The 15,178-nt window shown below is 68.1% G+C and carries 15 protein-coding genes and 3 pseudogenes; 7 read left to right on the top strand and 11 right to left on the bottom strand.

Annotation, left to right across the window (positions count from 1 at the left end):
• Nucleotides 1-122 precede the first annotated feature (122 nt).
• The 3 genes and pseudogenes from E5671_RS47310 to E5671_RS03260 form a co-directional block, all read right to left on the bottom strand.
• A pseudogene (locus E5671_RS47310) lies at nt 123-1,127 on the bottom strand (IS110 family transposase); the annotation flags it as partial.
• A 40-nt stretch (nt 1,128-1,167) separates the two neighbouring features.
• Nucleotides 1,168-1,473 carry a hypothetical protein gene (locus E5671_RS03265; RefSeq protein WP_160502347.1) on the bottom strand — a complete coding sequence of 102 codons (306 nt, stop codon included), beginning with the start codon at nt 1,471-1,473 and terminating at the stop codon, nt 1,168-1,170.
• 490 nt (nt 1,474-1,963) lie between these two features.
• Nucleotides 1,964-2,467, bottom strand: coding sequence for an NUDIX hydrolase (locus tag E5671_RS03260; protein WP_160502346.1), 504 nt, complete (start codon nt 2,465-2,467; stop codon nt 1,964-1,966).
• Between the two features lie 55 nt (nt 2,468-2,522).
• On the opposite strand from E5671_RS03260, the gene E5671_RS03255 reads away from it, so the two are divergent.
• Nucleotides 2,523-3,451 (top strand): IS5 family transposase gene (locus E5671_RS03255; protein ID WP_202121526.1). Its coding sequence is split into 2 segments (ribosomal slippage): nt 2,523-2,559 and nt 2,559-3,451, totalling 930 coding nucleotides; the frame shifts between segments, so codons are not numbered across the junction.
• A gap of 15 nt (nt 3,452-3,466) precedes the next feature.
• Here the strand turns inward: E5671_RS03255 and E5671_RS03250 are convergent.
• Complete coding sequence (locus E5671_RS03250; protein ID WP_160502345.1) at nt 3,467-4,585, bottom strand: fatty acid desaturase family protein; 1,119 nt, start codon at nt 4,583-4,585, stop codon at nt 3,467-3,469.
• A gap of 7 nt (nt 4,586-4,592) precedes the next feature.
• Complete coding sequence (locus E5671_RS03245; protein WP_160502344.1) at nt 4,593-5,648, bottom strand: ferredoxin reductase; 1,056 nt, start codon at nt 5,646-5,648, stop codon at nt 4,593-4,595.
• Between the two features lie 87 nt (nt 5,649-5,735).
• Here E5671_RS03245 and E5671_RS03240 point away from each other — a divergent pair, with 87 nt between their 5' ends.
• From E5671_RS03240 to E5671_RS03220, 4 genes are all read left to right on the top strand, one after another.
• Nucleotides 5,736-6,887, top strand: a complete 1,152-nt coding sequence (locus E5671_RS03240) for a helix-turn-helix domain-containing protein (RefSeq protein WP_160502343.1) — start codon at nt 5,736-5,738, stop codon at nt 6,885-6,887.
• Nucleotides 6,888-7,272: 385 nt separating this feature from the next.
• Nucleotides 7,273-7,611, top strand: coding sequence for a thioredoxin family protein (locus E5671_RS03235; protein ID WP_160502342.1), 339 nt, complete (start codon nt 7,273-7,275; stop codon nt 7,609-7,611).
• Between the two features lie 383 nt (nt 7,612-7,994).
• Complete coding sequence (locus tag E5671_RS03225; protein WP_160502341.1) at nt 7,995-8,306, top strand: trypco2 family protein; 312 nt, start codon at nt 7,995-7,997, stop codon at nt 8,304-8,306.
• A 38-nt stretch (nt 8,307-8,344) separates the two neighbouring features.
• Nucleotides 8,345-8,935: a trypsin-like peptidase domain-containing protein gene (locus tag E5671_RS03220; RefSeq protein WP_160502340.1), complete on the top strand. Its 591-nt coding sequence runs from the start codon at nt 8,345-8,347 to the stop codon at nt 8,933-8,935.
• A 357-nt stretch (nt 8,936-9,292) separates the two neighbouring features.
• On the opposite strand, the gene E5671_RS46890 is transcribed toward E5671_RS03220, so the two are convergent.
• Nucleotides 9,293-9,418 (bottom strand): hypothetical protein, encoded by a 126-nt coding sequence (locus E5671_RS46890; protein ID WP_272902812.1) that lies wholly within the window; start codon nt 9,416-9,418, stop codon nt 9,293-9,295.
• 49 nt (nt 9,419-9,467) lie between these two features.
• Here E5671_RS46890 and E5671_RS03215 point away from each other — a divergent pair, with 49 nt between their 5' ends.
• Nucleotides 9,468-9,938, top strand: coding sequence for a hypothetical protein (locus E5671_RS03215; RefSeq protein ID WP_160502339.1), 471 nt, complete (start codon nt 9,468-9,470; stop codon nt 9,936-9,938).
• Nucleotides 9,939-9,999: 61 nt separating this feature from the next.
• Here E5671_RS03215 and E5671_RS03210 read toward each other — a convergent pair whose 3' ends face one another.
• Both E5671_RS03210 and E5671_RS03205 read right to left on the bottom strand, forming a co-directional pair.
• Nucleotides 10,000-10,341 carry a dihydrofolate reductase family protein gene (locus tag E5671_RS03210; RefSeq protein WP_160502338.1) on the bottom strand — a complete coding sequence of 114 codons (342 nt, stop codon included), beginning with the start codon at nt 10,339-10,341 and terminating at the stop codon, nt 10,000-10,002.
• The gene (locus E5671_RS03205) at nt 10,298-11,515 is read right to left on the bottom strand and encodes a CoA transferase (protein WP_160509958.1); all 1,218 of its coding nucleotides are present in this window, start codon (nt 11,513-11,515) and stop codon (nt 10,298-10,300) included. The genes E5671_RS03210 and E5671_RS03205 overlap by 44 nt, the downstream gene beginning before the upstream one ends.
• A 1,375-nt stretch (nt 11,516-12,890) precedes the next feature.
• Here E5671_RS03205 and E5671_RS03200 point away from each other — a divergent pair.
• Entirely contained in the window at nt 12,891-13,298 is a 408-nt protein-coding gene (locus tag E5671_RS03200; RefSeq protein ID WP_237330074.1) for an SMI1/KNR4 family protein, read from the top strand.
• A gap of 4 nt (nt 13,299-13,302) precedes the next feature.
• Here the strand turns inward: E5671_RS03200 and E5671_RS03195 are convergent.
• From E5671_RS03195 to E5671_RS03185, 3 genes and pseudogenes are all read right to left on the bottom strand, one after another.
• Nucleotides 13,303-13,428 (bottom strand): annotated as a pseudogene (locus tag E5671_RS03195) (IS21-like element helper ATPase IstB); the annotation flags it as partial.
• Between the two features lie 165 nt (nt 13,429-13,593).
• Nucleotides 13,594-14,529 (bottom strand): annotated as a pseudogene (locus E5671_RS47305) (IS630 family transposase); the annotation flags it as partial.
• A gap of 132 nt (nt 14,530-14,661) precedes the next feature.
• Nucleotides 14,662-15,168: a GNAT family N-acetyltransferase gene (locus tag E5671_RS03185; protein WP_202121000.1), complete on the bottom strand. Its 507-nt coding sequence runs from the start codon at nt 15,166-15,168 to the stop codon at nt 14,662-14,664.
• Nucleotides 15,169-15,178 lie beyond the last annotated feature (10 nt).

The raw sequence follows: 15,178 nt of genomic DNA, 5'->3' as shown, positions 1-15,178 counted from the left end.
GGGGGAGCGCCGCCGGACGCGAGCCGCGACGGAGCGGAGCTGCCGTACTGCGTGGTCACGGATTGAAGTCCTCTACGGGAGCGGTGAGTTGGCTACCTCGACTCTGAAGCTCCTATGGATCGTCAAGTGGCTGGAGATGTTGATGGTGCGCTGGTGAGGTGGTGGTAGACCTCTCGCGCGACGAAGCGCTTGAGGCACCTGAAGATGTCTTTCGTCTTGAGCCCTTCGAGGGTGCATCGTGCGACGTAGTCGCGGGTGCGTGGGTCGTGACGCATGCGAACCAGGACGATGGTATGCAGCGCGCGGTTGGCCTGGCGGTCGCCGCCGCGGTTGAGTCGATGGCGATCCGTGCGGCCCGAGGATGCCGGCACGGGTGCAGCCGCACATAGATGGGCGAAGGACGCCTCCGAGGTGAGCCTGGCGGGGTTGTCCCCAGCGGTGACCAGCAACTGCCCGGCGGTTTCGGTCCCGACGCCCGGTAGCGCGAGCAGGCCGGGTTGCGGTGTGGGTGATCAGGGCGCCCAACTCGGCGTCCGCGTCCGCGATCTCTTCGCTCAGGTGCTATCGCTTGGCCAGGCGTTTGAGTGCGAGTTTGACGGCGGCGGCCGGGGTGGTCAGGTCGGAGCCGGGTCGGCTGGCGGCCAGACGGCGTATCAGCTCGGTGGTGGTCAGCGAGCGCAGTGCTTCGCGTGTCGCAGCGGGCGCGGTGATGATCAGTGATTTGAGCTGGTTGATGGTCTGGGTGCGGGCCTTGATGGCGCTGGCGCGTACCACGCGCAGTGTGCGGATTGCCTCGACCGCGCCGTCGCGGTCCTTCGGGGTGCTGCTGGCACGGCCGAGAGCACTGCGGTAGCGGCGGCGTAGGCGTCGATGGGGTCGGATTTGCCTGCGGCGCGACGAGCTCGACGATCGGGTCGATCCACTTCGACCAGAGTCATCTCGTTGGCACGCAGGTACCGGGCCAGTTCGGCACCGAAGGATCCGGTGCCCTCCATGCCCACCATCAGCACCTGGCCGTGCGAGCGCAGCCACGCCAGTAGGCGCCGATAGCCTTCAGGTGTGGTGTGGAATGCGTCGGTGGCCAGGTGCCGGCCGATGGTGTCGATGACGGCAGCCTGGTGGACGTCGGGTACCGGGTGGGCAGTGCGGTAGCGCCGCCTGGTCGGGTCAGGGGACGACGACGTGGAAGGGCTCGTCGGTGGCTGTGCCGTTCACGCCGGTCAGGACCTGGATGGTGTGGTCAGTATCGGCGCTGGCCGGGACGCTGACGTAGATCTCGCCGTGCCAGTCCGCAGACCGGTTGAGCGTGGCCACGGGGACACACATGCGGACGTCGATGTCCTCGCTGAGGGTGATCGTGTAGCGGCCCTTGTCCGTCCGCTTCACATCCGTCACGCCCTTGGACCGCTCGATCGTTCCGTCCTTCTTCACGACGGCGGCAGCTTGGGCGTATGGAGCGACGACCTGAGGCATGGTGCTTCTCCTTCGGCTGCCCTCCCCGGGGCTGGAACGCCCCGGGGAGGTTGATGGATTGGGATCACCTGTGCTGGACGGCAATGTGGAGATCCGAGTCGAGTCCAGCCTGGGTGAACTTCGCTGTGCCGAATGCACTTGCGTCCGCGGGGCACCCCCAGGGCTCGAAGACCACGCCCCGGCGAGCACCGCAGCTGGCTGGTCCGATCCTCCGGCCCGACCACACAGTGCACAAGGTCGATTACCAGGCGTGCTCGAAGTGGCTTGATCGTGGCACGCCGACCGGCGGCCAGCCCTCATGCAGCAGATCATCCACCCGTACGCACCTCACGGCCAGAGCTCAAAGGCAGCCACCTTGGGCGCCTGAGGAGGGCCAACTCGTCGAGTTCGACGTGACCCAGGGCCAAGGGACCATCAAGCCGAAAACGTACGACCCCTCTTCTGGGCGTCCTTCCGAAACCTGATCGCCCTAGTTGGCCAGACTGGCCAACTAGGGCTTGTCCGGGCGATCTTCGATGGCCCGTGCGATGACGTCGTGGATCAAGAACTCCCCGGGCCTGCGGTTCTCTTTGAGGCGGGCGAGGTTGTCGGGGCTGAACCAGTCGTAGGCAGAGTGCTTGGACCATTCCAGCGTGGGGTGATCCAAGTCGCCATCGACCTCGACGAGATAGTCGGCTTCGTGACGGAGTCCACCGCCGTCGTCCCCGGTCCAGGTCGCGGTGCCAAGGAACCGCCGCACGTGGGTCAGGCACCAACCGGTCTCCTCCTGGACCTCGCGTGCGAGAGCCTCCAAAACCGTTTCCCCAGCCTCGACGTGGCCGCCCACGATGTCCCAGGTATCAGGAAACAGGCGACGGCTTGGGCTCCGCTTTTGGGCGAAAGCCTGGCCGTCCTGATTGAGGATGACGGCGCCGACGGTCCAGACCTCGCCTGAGGCGGGATCAGGCACCTCGACGTCGTCGTCGACAGTGAACGACGGGTTGTGAGTGCTCATGACCGACAGCGTAGGACGGGCGTTTCCGCGCCTTGCCGGTTTCGTTGTGGTGGGCATGGGGCGGGGAGATCTGAGTGATTCCGAGTGGAACGGCTACGGCCGTTCCTGCCGGTCAGCAACAGGCGTTGTGGCAGGTGGAGGGATCACCGGCAGGTGATCGACGGGATTCTGCACCGAGTGCGGACCGGGGTGCAGTGGCGTGACCTGCCCGCACGGTTCGGGCCGTGGAAGACGGTCTACGAACGGCGCCGGCTGTGGTCGGCCGACGGGACGTGGGAGCGTCTGCTCCAGCAAGTCCAGGCTGCGGCGTTCGCCGCAGGTGAGATCGACCGGGATGTCTCGGTCGACTCCACCATCGTGCGGGCGCATCAGCATGCGGCGGGTGCCCGTACCGGCCCGCCGTCGGCGCCAGCCAAAGGGGGCCGAAGGGTCAGAACATCAGGACGAAACGCCCTGGCAGAGTCTGCACGCCCGCCTGGCGGAGGTGGTGCGGGAGGTGAGGGCCTGGGCCGCTCGCGCGGCGGGTTCACCACCAAACTCGACCTGAGCGCGGACGGCCGTTGTCGCCCGTTGTCTTTGATCGTCACACCAGGCCAGCGAGCGGACTGCACCCAGTTCAAGCCGGTGCTGGAGAAGATCCGAGTCCCGAAGTCGGGATCGGGTAGGCCTCGCAAGAAGCCTGACAGCGTCGCGGCCGACAAGGCCTACAGCAACGGGCCCTGTCGCGAATACCTGCGGCGCCGGGGCATCTGGCACACGATTCCGGAGAAAGCCGACAGCCGGGCCGCCCGCCTGCGAAAACGCTCACGCGGCGGGCGGCCACCCGGCTTCGACGAGGAGCGGTACAGGAAACGCAACACCGTTGAGCGAGCCATCAACCGGCTCAAGCAGCACCGGGCTGTGGCCACCCGCTATGACAATCGCCGTTACGTCTACCTCGGCACCGCCACCGCCGCAGCCCTCACCATCTGGCTCCGCACATGATCGGCCGGACCAGTCCTAGGCGGCAACGAGCTCCTGCTCGCGGTCCGGTGTCTTGACCGTGGGCTTCTTGTTCGGCAGTGAGAGCCGGAAGACCTTGTGCCACGCGGAGAACACCTGCTTGGGCAGAGGCCCGGTGACGTACTCCAGCTCGTACTTTTCGAACAGCGCGCGCACCTTCACCGCGACCTCGGCGTACCGGTTGCTCGGCAGGTCCGGGAACAGGTGGTGCTCGATCTGGTGCGACAGGTTGCCGGTCATGAAGTGCATGGCCTTGCTGCCGCTGATGTTCGCCGAGCCCATCATCTGGCGCAGGTACCACTGGCCGCGCGTCTCGCCCTTGATCGACCGGCGCTCGAAGACCTGTACGCCCTCGGGGAAGTGCCCGCACATGATCACCGAGTGGGTCCAGATGTTGCGGACCAGGTTCGCGGTGAACGTGGCGGCGAGCGTGGGGAGGAACGACGGGCCCGAAAGCAGCGGGTGGATCACGTAGTCCTTGAGCACCTGCTTGCGGATCTTGCGGCCCACGGCCTTGGCCCGTGCGCGGAACTCCGGGTCCTTGCGGCGGCGCTTGCTCAGGTTCTTGCCGAGCTCCAGGTCGTAGGCGGCGATGCCGTACTCGAAGAAGCAGGCGTTGAGGAAGTTCCACAGCGGCTGGCCGAGGTGGAACGGGTGCCACTTCTGGTCCTCGTCGACGCGCATGATGCCGTAGCCGAGGTCGTTGTCCTTGCCGATCACGTTGGTGTACGTGTGGTGCAGCTCGTTGTGCGAGTGCTTCCACTGCTCGGACGGCGAGACGTGATCCCACTCCCAGGTGGTGGAGTGGATCTTCGGGTCCCGCATCCAGTCCCACTGGCCGTGCAGGATGTTGTGGCCGATCTCCATGTTGTCCATGATCTTCGCCACGGACAGCCCGGCGGTGCCGAGCAGCCACGCGGGCGGGAAGATCGAGAACAACAGCACGCCCCTGCTGGCCAGTTCGAGCTTGCGCTGCGCCGAGATGACCTTACGGATGTAGGCGGCGTCCTTCTCGCCGCGGTCGGCGATCACTTCGTCGCGGATCGCGTCCAGCTCGCGGCCCAGCTCTTCGATCTGCTCCGCGGTCAGGTGGGCGGTGGGGTCGATGGCGGTCAAAGTGCTCCTACCGTTCGATGTCGCAAGGGCCCGCCGCGGCGGACACGCAGGTCTGGATGAGGACGCCCGGCTCGGCCTCGGTGATCTCGCCGGTGCGCAGGTCGCGGACGGCGCCCGCCTTGAGCGGCGTGACGCAGCCGAAGCAGATGCCCATGCGGCACCCGGAGGGCATGAGCACGCCGGCCTCCTCGCCGATGTCCAGCAACGGCGTGGCACCGTCCGCGTCGACGGTCCTGCCGGTGGCGCTGAACGTCACCTCGCCGCCGTCGCCGGCGACGACGATGCTGGGGCGGAAGCGTTCGGTGTGCAGGTGCTCCTGGATGCCGTGCTCGGTCCAGTGCTTTTCGGCGGCATCCAGCAGGCCCGCGGGCCCGCAGGCCCAGGTCTCGCGCTCGGCCCAGTCGGGCACGAGTTCGTCGAGACGGGCGATGTCGAGCATGCCGTCTGTGTCGGTGTGCACCTCGGTGAGCCGCAGCTTCTTGTCCGCGACCAGGTCATGCAGTTCGTTGCGGAAGATCACGTCTTGCGGCTGTGGCGCGCAGTGGACCATGACGACGTCGTCGAACTCGGTGTCGCGCAGCATGCCCATCACGGGCGTGATGCCGCTGCCGGCCGTCAGGTAGAGCACCTTGGCGGGCTTGGCCTGCGGCAGCACGAAGTCACCGGTCGCCTGGTCGAGCTGGATCAGCGTGCCCGGCTTCGCCCTGCGGACCAGGTGGTTGCTGACCTTGCCGTCCGGGATCGCCTTCACGGTGATCGTGACGCGGCCGTCCTGGCGGCTGGTCGGCGAGGTGAGGGAGTAGGCACGCCACAGGCGCACCCCGTCGACGTCGATGCCGATCCGCACATACTGACCGGCTGTGTGGCCGCGCCAGCCCTGTCCCGGCCTGATCACGATGGTCGCGGCGTCACCCGTCTCGGGATGCACGGCCTCGATGCGCCCACGCAGGTCAGCGCCCGCACGCAGCGGGCTGACCAGGTCGAGGTAGTCCGACGGCAGCAGCGGCGTCGTGACCATCTCCAGCAGTTTCCACGCCCTGCTGCGAAGCGCTGCACTCGTCATGACTTCAGCTTGCTGCGCCTCAAGGAGTAAAGTCCTGACCGTAAGACGTAAATCTGGTCGGCTGAATTGTTCGCAGGGAACAAAAACGTGAGCCATGCAATCCGGAGGGCCAGCGAACTGGCCCTGGATGAGACGACGGTCACCGCACTTCGGGCCGCGCTGAAGAGCACCGCCGACGAGGTCGTCCAGGCGATCATCGACGAGGTCCCTTCCTACGCCAACGCCCTTTCGGGCAGCATGGGCGCCACCATCCGCCGAGCCGTCCGCACCGCCCTGGGGCACTACCTGGACCTCGCGAGCGGGAAAGCCACAGGCGGCGACGCCGGTGACGCCGCCTATGAGCTGGGCCGCGGCGAGGTGCGCGACGGCCGTTCGATGGACGCCCTGCTCAGCGCCTACCGCGTCGGCGCCCGCGTGGCCTGGCGATGCCTGGCAGCGGGTGCCGTACCAGCGGGTCTGCCCGCCGCCGAGGTCGCCAAGTTCGCCGAGCTGACGTTCGCCTACATTGACGAGCTCTCTGCCGCGAGCGCCGCGGGCCACGCCGACGAACTGGCCGCCCGGGGCAGGGACCAGGAGCGCCACCTGGAACACCTGGCCCGCGACCTCCTCGCCGGGGCGAGCCCGGACGTGCTCCTCGCCTCTGTTCAACGGGCCGGGTGGCAGCCTCCGGTTTCGCTGACCGCGGTCCTGCTGCCCGCGGCCCAGGCCCGGCCCGCCTACCGCGCGCTCGACCCGAGCACCCTCGTCCTCGACGATCTGCCGGATGCCATGCCGGATGCCACCGGTGTGCTGCTCGTCCCCGATGCCGACCGATCACATCTCTTGCGGCAGCTGACCGACCGCACCGCCGTGGTCGGCCCGGCCCGGCCATGGACTCGTGCGTCCACCTCGTACGCACGAGCCGTACGCGCGCGCTCCCTCTCCTCTGATATTCGCGACACCGAGGCCCACCTGCCCGAGCTGGTGCTGAGCGCCGACATGGACGCGTTCGCAGACCTGCGTGCCCGAGCCCTCGCACCATTGCGGACCTTGCCTGCCGCGACCGCACGGCGCCTGGAGGAGACGCTGCGGGCCTGGCTGCTGCACCAGGGCAGGCGGGACGAGGTGGCGGCGGCGCTGTTCGTCCATCCCCAGACAGTCCGGTACCGGATGTCGCAGGTGCGGGAGCTGTTTCCGGATCTAGCATCGCCACACAGGGTCCTTGAACTGACGCTGGCGGTCGGTCTTCGGGCCGGCTGACGCGTACGTCGACAGCTCACGACCGCGTCCGCGAGCGGTCCAGGAATCGTGCCTCGTTCTCGGTTCCATCAGCTGGCTCATGCGGCCCGGGGAAGAGCGGCATTAGCCAGCTGAGACCGGCTTTCATGCTGTCGTGGAGGGCGCTGTCCTGGCGCGAGCTGACCCGCGGGCGCTCGGCGAGCTGCAGCTGGGCGACCGGCGGGGCGGCCAGGCCGGGTCGCCAGGGGCGGGGGGCCGGGCCGCTCGCGCCGGGGACCACCGTGGTTCTGCGACGGCCCTGTGCCTCCCTTCCGACAGGTGAACCGGACGACCGGCCGGGCCGGCCTGGCACACCGCGCGAGGGATGATGGGGATGGAATGACGGAACGTGAGGTCAGGAGCTTGCATGGCGAACCGGGTTCACCGACCCCGTGAGGACGCGGAGTTCAATTTCATCCTCGGGATGAGCGGAGTTCCGGTCCTCGCCTACTTCACCGGGACATGGCCCAAGGCAATCGAGCCCTGCCGGATGATGGACCTCGTCGTGGGCGGCATCGCCGACGACTACACGGGCCGCCTGACGGCCGTCCGCGCCGACATCACGCGTTGTCCGGCCGCAACCGAGCGATACGGGATCACCGGAGCCCCGTCCTACGTCCTGCTGAAGGAGGGAGAGGCGGTGGCGCACAGCACGGGGACAATGACCATCGCCGAGGTACGGGAGTTCCTGGACGGCCACCTCTGAGCGGCTGCTGCGGCACGTGGCCGCGACACCCGTCACGTCTCGTCTATGGGGCTGCGCCGCCTGAGACACCTTGGGGCGGAGACACCCCTACAGGTCACATAACACCGTCCAGGACCAGGCCGGGCGGCAGATCGGCGGCCGCGCGCACCAGGTCCGGGAACCGATCCTGGATGAGGTCGCCTCGCCGGGACTGCAGCAGCACCGCACCAGCTGTCGGGCCGGGCGTGAACAGGAGCGCTCTACAGCCACCACTTCGGCGGGCGATCTGGGCCCCGGACTCCGCAAGACCACCGGCGGCCGCGGCACACCGTCGTACGCTGGGCAGAACGATGACGTGCTGTCAGCCGTGGCGCCCCACGCGGGTGCCCAACAGGTGGCCAGCGGTGGAGATCGGACTCGCGGAAGCGTTGAGAGCCCTCCAGGAGGAGTTGGCGGCGGCCGAGTTGGAGGCAGCGGGACAGCCCGTCAGGCTGCACGTCGAGACGATCAACCTCGACCTGCAAGTGGCCGTGACCAACTCCCGGGAAGCCGGTGGCGGCGCCAGATTCTGGGTCCTGTCCGCGGACGGAAAAGCCGCCAGGGACACCGCGGTGACCCATACGGTGTCGCTCCAGCTGAAGGCCGAGACGCCCACGGGCGGACGCGTGCGCACCGGGACGGATGACGGCGGGCAGCTTCCTCTCGCGGACGACTAGTCGTGTGGCCCCCACAGGGCGCCCACGCGATCGGGGCGGTGAGCCACCTCGATCGCGTCGTGCAGGTCGTCCGCCGGGCTCCGGCCGGCCGGCCCTACTTCCAGGCCTCCGGATTCCTGCTCGTCGGTGACGTGGTGATCACCGCCGCCCACGTGGTGCGGGACCACGCCTCGACGTACGAGGTGCGGCCGCTTCGGCCTGCCTCGCTCCCTGCGCGTGTCGTGGTGCGGCGTGTGGTGACCCACGCGGGACGTGATCTCGCTCTGCTGATCCTGGACACGGAGCGGTCAGCACTGCCGTCCCTGCGGTTCGGAGAGCTGCCCCACGACATCGGGCAGGCAAGGATCCACGCGGTCGGGTTTCCCCGCTTCACGGTGGAGGACTCGCTTCCCAGGGCTCACCAGATCGACGGGACCGTCCAGCTCGGCTCGGACCGTACGGGCCATCAGCTCCAACTGTCCGTGCACAGCACCGACCCTCCGCAGGTACACATCGGCGGTTCACCTTGGGCCGGCTACTCCGGCGCGGGGATCCTCACCAAGCGCGAAGGGCTCCTGGTCGCCATCGCCGCCAGCCATCGTCCGGACGGCGACCGCAAGAACACCACGGGCACCGATCTGGTCGGCTGAGCGGACCCGGAGTTCCTCGGGGTCCTTGCCGAGCACGGAATCGACGCGACCCCGCTTCCCGTACGGCCCGAAGGCGGTCGGCCCGCCGCCGGGTCACCGCACTGGCTGCCGCGGTCGGTGCGCTCCACGCTGGCCGCCCAGAAGGTGGACGCCGACGAACTCCCTCACCACTTCCGGCAGGACAGACAGCCGCGGACCCTGACAGCGGTGTACGTCCGGCAGAAGCTGAGTCAGGAGGACACCCGCGAGGAGGATGAGCCGACCGCGGGCAGAGGGGACACCTTCGAGCCGCCCGTCGACCGCAGGACGGGCCGAGGCCCTGGACCCGCCAACGTCCAGGGCAGTACGGGGCCGAGCTCACACCCTGCCCAGCACGCCGGCCCGCCGCGGCTCCTGGAGGACGTCCTGCGCGACGGCTCCACCGGCGCGCACCTGCTCGTCCAGGCGGAACCCGGCGCGGGGAAGTCCACCCTGCTGCACCACAGCGCCCTCCGCCTGAGCGACGAGGCGCTGACGGCGACCGCCGGGTCCGGTGCCCTCCTACGCGGTACGGATCCTGCGTGGCGCCCTGTGCAGCCGCCGCGTCGGCGGTTACGACCGAGTGGAGTCGATGGCAAGGCCCGTCCGCCTCGGAGACCGATACCGCGATACGGCGGCACACACCGCGAGGGCGCCTTCCCGGCATTGGCAGTGGTACGAAAGCGACCAACAGGAACTCATCGACCTCATGCTGTCCAGCGGCGAGGAGTACAGGCCGTTGGCGGCCGAGGCCCTTGTCGACTTCATCTCCAGGCGCGACGTGAGCGCCGATGACCGCGACCGAGCCGTCGTCGCTGTTCTGTCCCTGGGACCTGAATTCAGAGATCACGCCGTGCGGGCTCTGTGGGGTGTCGCCCGCAGGCGGAAGCGGCCACGAGAGCGGCCGTACGACCGGAGACGTGCCAAGGACACCCTGGTGCGCCTGTCGGTCGAGGAAGCCCTCGACCGCAACGCCCTGTCGTAGCCCTCCTGGAACCCCACCCGTCGCACCCGAATAGCGTCAGCGTTTCGGCCATCCCGAGTCGTCACTCGATCCCGTCGTCCCGCTGCCGTACTCGTTTCTTCGCGTACGTGAGGAAGATGGTGCCGCTCTCCATGATCTTGCTGTCGGCCAGGGCGAACAACGTCGGGTCGAACGGCCTCTTCTCCCCGAACAGTGGCGTCCCCGAGCCGATCGCCATCGGCGCCAGCTTGACGACCAGTTGGTCGATCTCCGAGAAGAGCACCCCGGCCAGCTCTCCGCCCCCGCACAGCCAGATGTCCTTGCCGTCCTCCTGCTTGAGTTCGCCATCGTTATTTGAAGGCCCAAGGGCCGTCGCGTTTTTAGGCCCAGTTCGGCAGATCGGTGCCCCACTGGGTCGGTGCATGGTCCCAGTTCACGGGTGCGCCGTTGTAGTGGACTGGGGGCAGGGCATGACGCAGCAGTCCGTAAGGCGATTCGGTCTCGGTGAGCCAGGATCCGGAATCGTAGGTGTCGGCTTCGCCCTGTGCGGGGGCGGGGCGGATGTCGTGCAGCAGCCAGGACGCTGTGCCTGCCAGGGAGAGGCGAAGATGACGTCCACCGCCGGTGGTCTGGCGGTCGCTCAGCGCACGGAGGACGGCGGCGGCGAGCAGGTACCCGGTTCCGTGGTCCAGCGCCTGTGCGGGCAGTACACCAGGGCGGCCGTCGGCCGTGGTCTCGATCGCGGCGATACCGGTACCGGCTTGGACCAGGCTGTCGAAGCCGCGACGATCGGCCCAGGGGCCGGACCAGTCCCAGGCGCACAGTTGGGCCACGATCAGGTCGGGATACCGGTCCAGGAGCACGTCGGGGGTCAGTCCGTGCCGGTCCAGGGCGCCGGGGCGGTAGCCGGTCACCACGACATCTGCCTGGCTGAGAAGGTCCTCGAAGGCGTGCTGATCGCCAGGGCTGCTGAGGTCCAGCAACGTGGAGCGTTTGCCCATGCCGGTGTCGGCGTGAGCATCTGCGTCCTCGGGGAGCTGGGGGGCGTCCACGCGCAGCACGTCGGCGCCCAGCAGCGCCAGTGTGCGTGTGGCGACGGGGCCGGCGATGACGCGGGTCAGGTCCAGGACCCGCACGTCTTGGGCCGGTACGGATGCGGGCGCCAGCAACCGAGGGCTGCTCTGACCCACGTGCCGCGTCTCGACCAGGGCGGGCCCGGCCGCAGCGGGTGCGGAAGCCACGGCCACGGCCAGGCCGCCCGCCGCGTAGATGGTCTCCTGGACCTCCCGGGCCGGACGCGATGCCAACTCCTTCGAGAGCACACCCACCAGCGCCTGGTCCCCTCCCGTGTCCGCGATACCCAGGGCGCTGAGCAGCCGGGCTCGGTGGTGAGGGTAGTTGGCGTGGGTGCGAACCCATCCGTCGGCCGCCTGCCAGAACCCGGACAGCGGGGCGAAAGGCGTCGGGGCCCGGCCGTCGATTCGCAGGTGACGTTCACTGACGAACGCGGTGGCCACCGCCGCCTCGTTCACCCGCACTGTGGGCACCGGCACGCGGTTGCGCAGCGCCAGCAGTTCCGCCGCCGCCAGCGAGGACACTCCGACGCTGGCCCGCGCCAGTTCCCTCACCGGCAGACGCGACGGCAGGACAGCGCCCGCCCCCTCGAAGGACACGCTCTGAACCAGTTGGCTCCGGCCCCCCAGGGCCGCCCAGGCGTGTGCGGTGGCCGCATCCTCGGTATACGTCATCCGCTCATTGTGCGACACCACCAGGATGACGCCTCGCTCGGCTCTGACCTGCGCAGTCACTTCCTCGCTGAGGCCAACTGGCCGAGGGGTTACTGGTGCCGAACCCAACTCGCCCACGATGTCCCTTTCACCAACGCCGACCCCGATTGCTTCGCCTTACGCCGCCTGCACCCGCGCTGGCACGCCGTCAGTGACTGGTTGTGGAGGTTTGAACGGGAGTCGTTCTGCGATGTCAGCGGGAGTTACTTCCGTTCGTACAGCAACGACCGCGATGGGTTTGGGAGTCACCGCCATCAGCGGCCAGCGGGCACCGCTCCGCCTCTTTCCTCGGTAGCTGTGGGCCTTTGCCGTCGACGAAGGCGCAGCTCTAGGTGGAGCGTCTCCAGAGGGGTTTTGCTACGGTCGCAGCGGTGACCAAACGGCTGGCTGGCCGCCTGCCGCAACTCGGCGTGAGGACCCGGCACGGCCTTGCGCTCAGTGGCTACCCATCTCGTCGTCGGCCCTCGCGCCAGAGATCCAGTTATTGGCCCGCTGGCTCTCCGCCATGCCTTCAATCCCCGAGCAATCCCCGAGGAATCGACCTGTTGGAGCGTGGTTGGCGTACTGTCCTCGCTGCCCAGGAAGCCCGTGGCCAGTTCCTGTTGCCTCTGCTGGGGGGGGCTGGCTCTTCAGCCACTGCTGGTTGTCCGGGCTGAGTAGCCCCCGAAGCAGCGTCTCCAACGATGTCAGTCATGCAGGTCTGCTGTTCGGTGCGTGGGCCCTGCGACCTCGGTGTTACGTGTAGCCGGCGCGCGGTCGCCGACACCGGCAGCCGTGCCCAATAGCCCGGCCGGAGATGTGACCGCCACGGAAGATGCATCCTAATAGCCCGCCATGCCAGGCCCGCGCCTTTGGAACACGCTCTTCGCGAACAGAGACACAGGCTGGCAGCGGCATCCGAAGTCGCCGACTTTGATCATCGTCTCGAGGTAGCGACCGGCATCCGAAGCCATCGCGAAACGACATCCGATCGGACCTCTACAGCCATGCGACTATGTCGGTGTCGCCGAGTGGCGTTTGTCGATGAGTTCGGATGTCACTTGCCGATCTTGGCGGGGTGAGATGTCGGTGAGTTTCGATGTCACTCCGGGGCGGGTGACGGGCGTTTGAGGGCGTGATCGGCTTGTTGTGATCGTCGAGGTCCTGCGATGCTCGCCGGATGTGGCGTGAACGGATCATGGAAGTCATGGCAGACGCGGAGCTTGCCGAGCCGGCGACCAGCGAGGCATTGGCCGAGGTCGAACGTGTGCTGGGGCAGCCGCTGCCCGAGGATCTCGCGTCCCTGCTCCGTGAGTGCAATGGAATGTGCGGACACTTCGGCACTGACGTGGTGTGGAGTGCCGAGCGGATCGCTAAGGAGAACGCATCCTTCCGCGCCTCGGCGGACTTCGCCAAGCTCTATATGCCCTTTGAGCCGCTGATGTTCTTCGGTGACAACGGTGGCGGGGATCGGTTCGGCTTTGTCAGGGTCCCGCTGCGTGACGACGTGTTCGTCTGGGATCACGAGACGGACGGGCGTTCATGGGCGGCGAACGGGCTGGACGACTACTTGCGTCGAACCCTGGAAGACTCCGGGGATTGGTGGCGGGGCTGAGCACTCAGTTTTCGGGGGCTTCGTCCAGGCGGGCTTGGGTGTGGGCGAGGCGGTAGGACTTGCTGCCGGTCTCGATGATGTTGCCGCCGAAGGTGAGTCGATCGACGATGGCCGCGCAGAGCCGGAGGTCGGCCGGCCGCCCCGGCACGGCAAGGAGTTCAGCTTGGCCCGCCCCGAGTCGTTGCCCGGAGCCGTCCGTGGTCACGGTGAACGACACGGCTCGCTACGGCAAGGCCGAGGCGCGTTCCAGGGAGTAGCGCAGGGCGGTGAACTGGGCCTCGATGCGGTTCAGTCAGGAACTGTTGGTCGGGGTGTAGGCGAACTCAACTCGACGTTGTTCGCCGCGGCCCGGTCGCCGACCCGGCTGTCCTTCTTCGTGGTCAGATGCGGGGAGAAGTTGTCGAGCACGATCGCGATGCGGGTCTCGGGCGGGTGGAGGCTGCGCAGGTAGCGGCAGAACTCCAGGAACCTCGTGCGGTTCTTCTTCGGCTTGATGTGACCGTAGAGCTTGTCCCGGGCCGGGTCGTAGGCGGCGAACAGGTGCCGGACCCCGTGCGGGCGGGTGTAGGTTTCCCGCCGCCGGGGGCGGGGTTCGCGTTCGGGATCCTTGTGCTTGCCGCCGCGTTCGGCCCACCGCCGGCCCGGGTGGGGCTGGAGGTTGAGCGGCCCAAACTCGTCCAGGCAGTACACGACGTCAGGCTCGCCGTCCTCGGGTATAACCTCGCCGTCGGCGATGGCGTACAGGTGCTCCACTCGTGCCTTCTTGGCCGCGTAGTCGGGGCCACGGGAGGCTTTCCAGGTCTTTGATCATTGAAAGGTGACGCCTTCCTCGCGGAGCAGGATGCGCAGGCCCTCGTGGCTGATGTCGTCGACCATCCCCTCGGCGACCAGGAAGTCCGCCAGTTCGGCCAGGCTCCAGGTCGAATACGGCAGGCCGTGCTCGGCCGGTCGGGGCTTGGCGATCATCTTGATCTCGCGGCGCTCGGGCAGCGTGAAGGTCTTCGGCCGGCCACCCTTGTACTTCGGGTAGAGCGCCTCGAAGCCGTCGGTGTTGAAGTTGTGGATCACGTCGCGGATCCGGTCCGCGCTGGTGAAGGTGACCTGGGCGATCTTTCGTCACGGGCATGCCCTGCGCGGACAGCAGCACCGTCTGGGCCCGCCTCCAGGTCACCACCGAGCCGGTGCCACGGCGGATGATCCGCAGCAGCCGTGTGCCCTCATCGTCGTCGATCTCGCGGACGCGACTCGTTCTGCCACCCGCACAGCCCGATGGCCGCGCAGGCCGGAAACAAAACCCGGCTTCGCTCACGTCCGGGGACAGCGTTCTGTCAGGGGATGTTCCCGCACCGACGACACCGTGGTGTCACAGCGCCCGGCGCATGCAGGCCCGCGGCCATCGGTCCAGGCCGTGTGCCGCCTCGCGCTCGCGGATCTTCCGCAGACCGGGAGTGAGCCTGTTGTCGTCCATGAGTTGAAAACCACAGCGAGCGTAGTAGGGGGCGTTCCAGGGGACCCGAGTGAACGTGGTGAGGGTCAGAGCGGGCGCCCCCTCGCTCCTGGCGTGGGCTGCCAGATGGTCCAGCAGCAACCGGCCGACACCGCGACGCGCGCTGTCCGGGTGCACCGAGACCTGCTCGACGTGGAGGTTGCCGTCGACGCGGTCGGCGATCAGGTAGGCGACCGGGGCGTCGGCGTCGTTGGCCACGACCCAGGCCAGCCCCGTGTGGTGGTAGCGGGCGAGCTCACCGAGCGTGAGCGGCTCATCCTCGGCGATCTCCGGCATGCCCACATCTCGAAAACACTGCCCGGCGGCCCTCTCGATGTCTTGGAGGACGGGCAGTTCGTCCAGGCTCATGGCTCGGATGTGCATGGACGCATTC

It is taken from the genome of Streptomyces sp. BA2, assembly GCF_009769735.1.
Lineage (GTDB): Bacteria > Actinomycetota > Actinomycetes > Streptomycetales > Streptomycetaceae > Streptomyces.
Note: the sequence above shows the minus strand (reverse complement) of the source record. Positions and strands in the feature narration are given on the sequence as shown.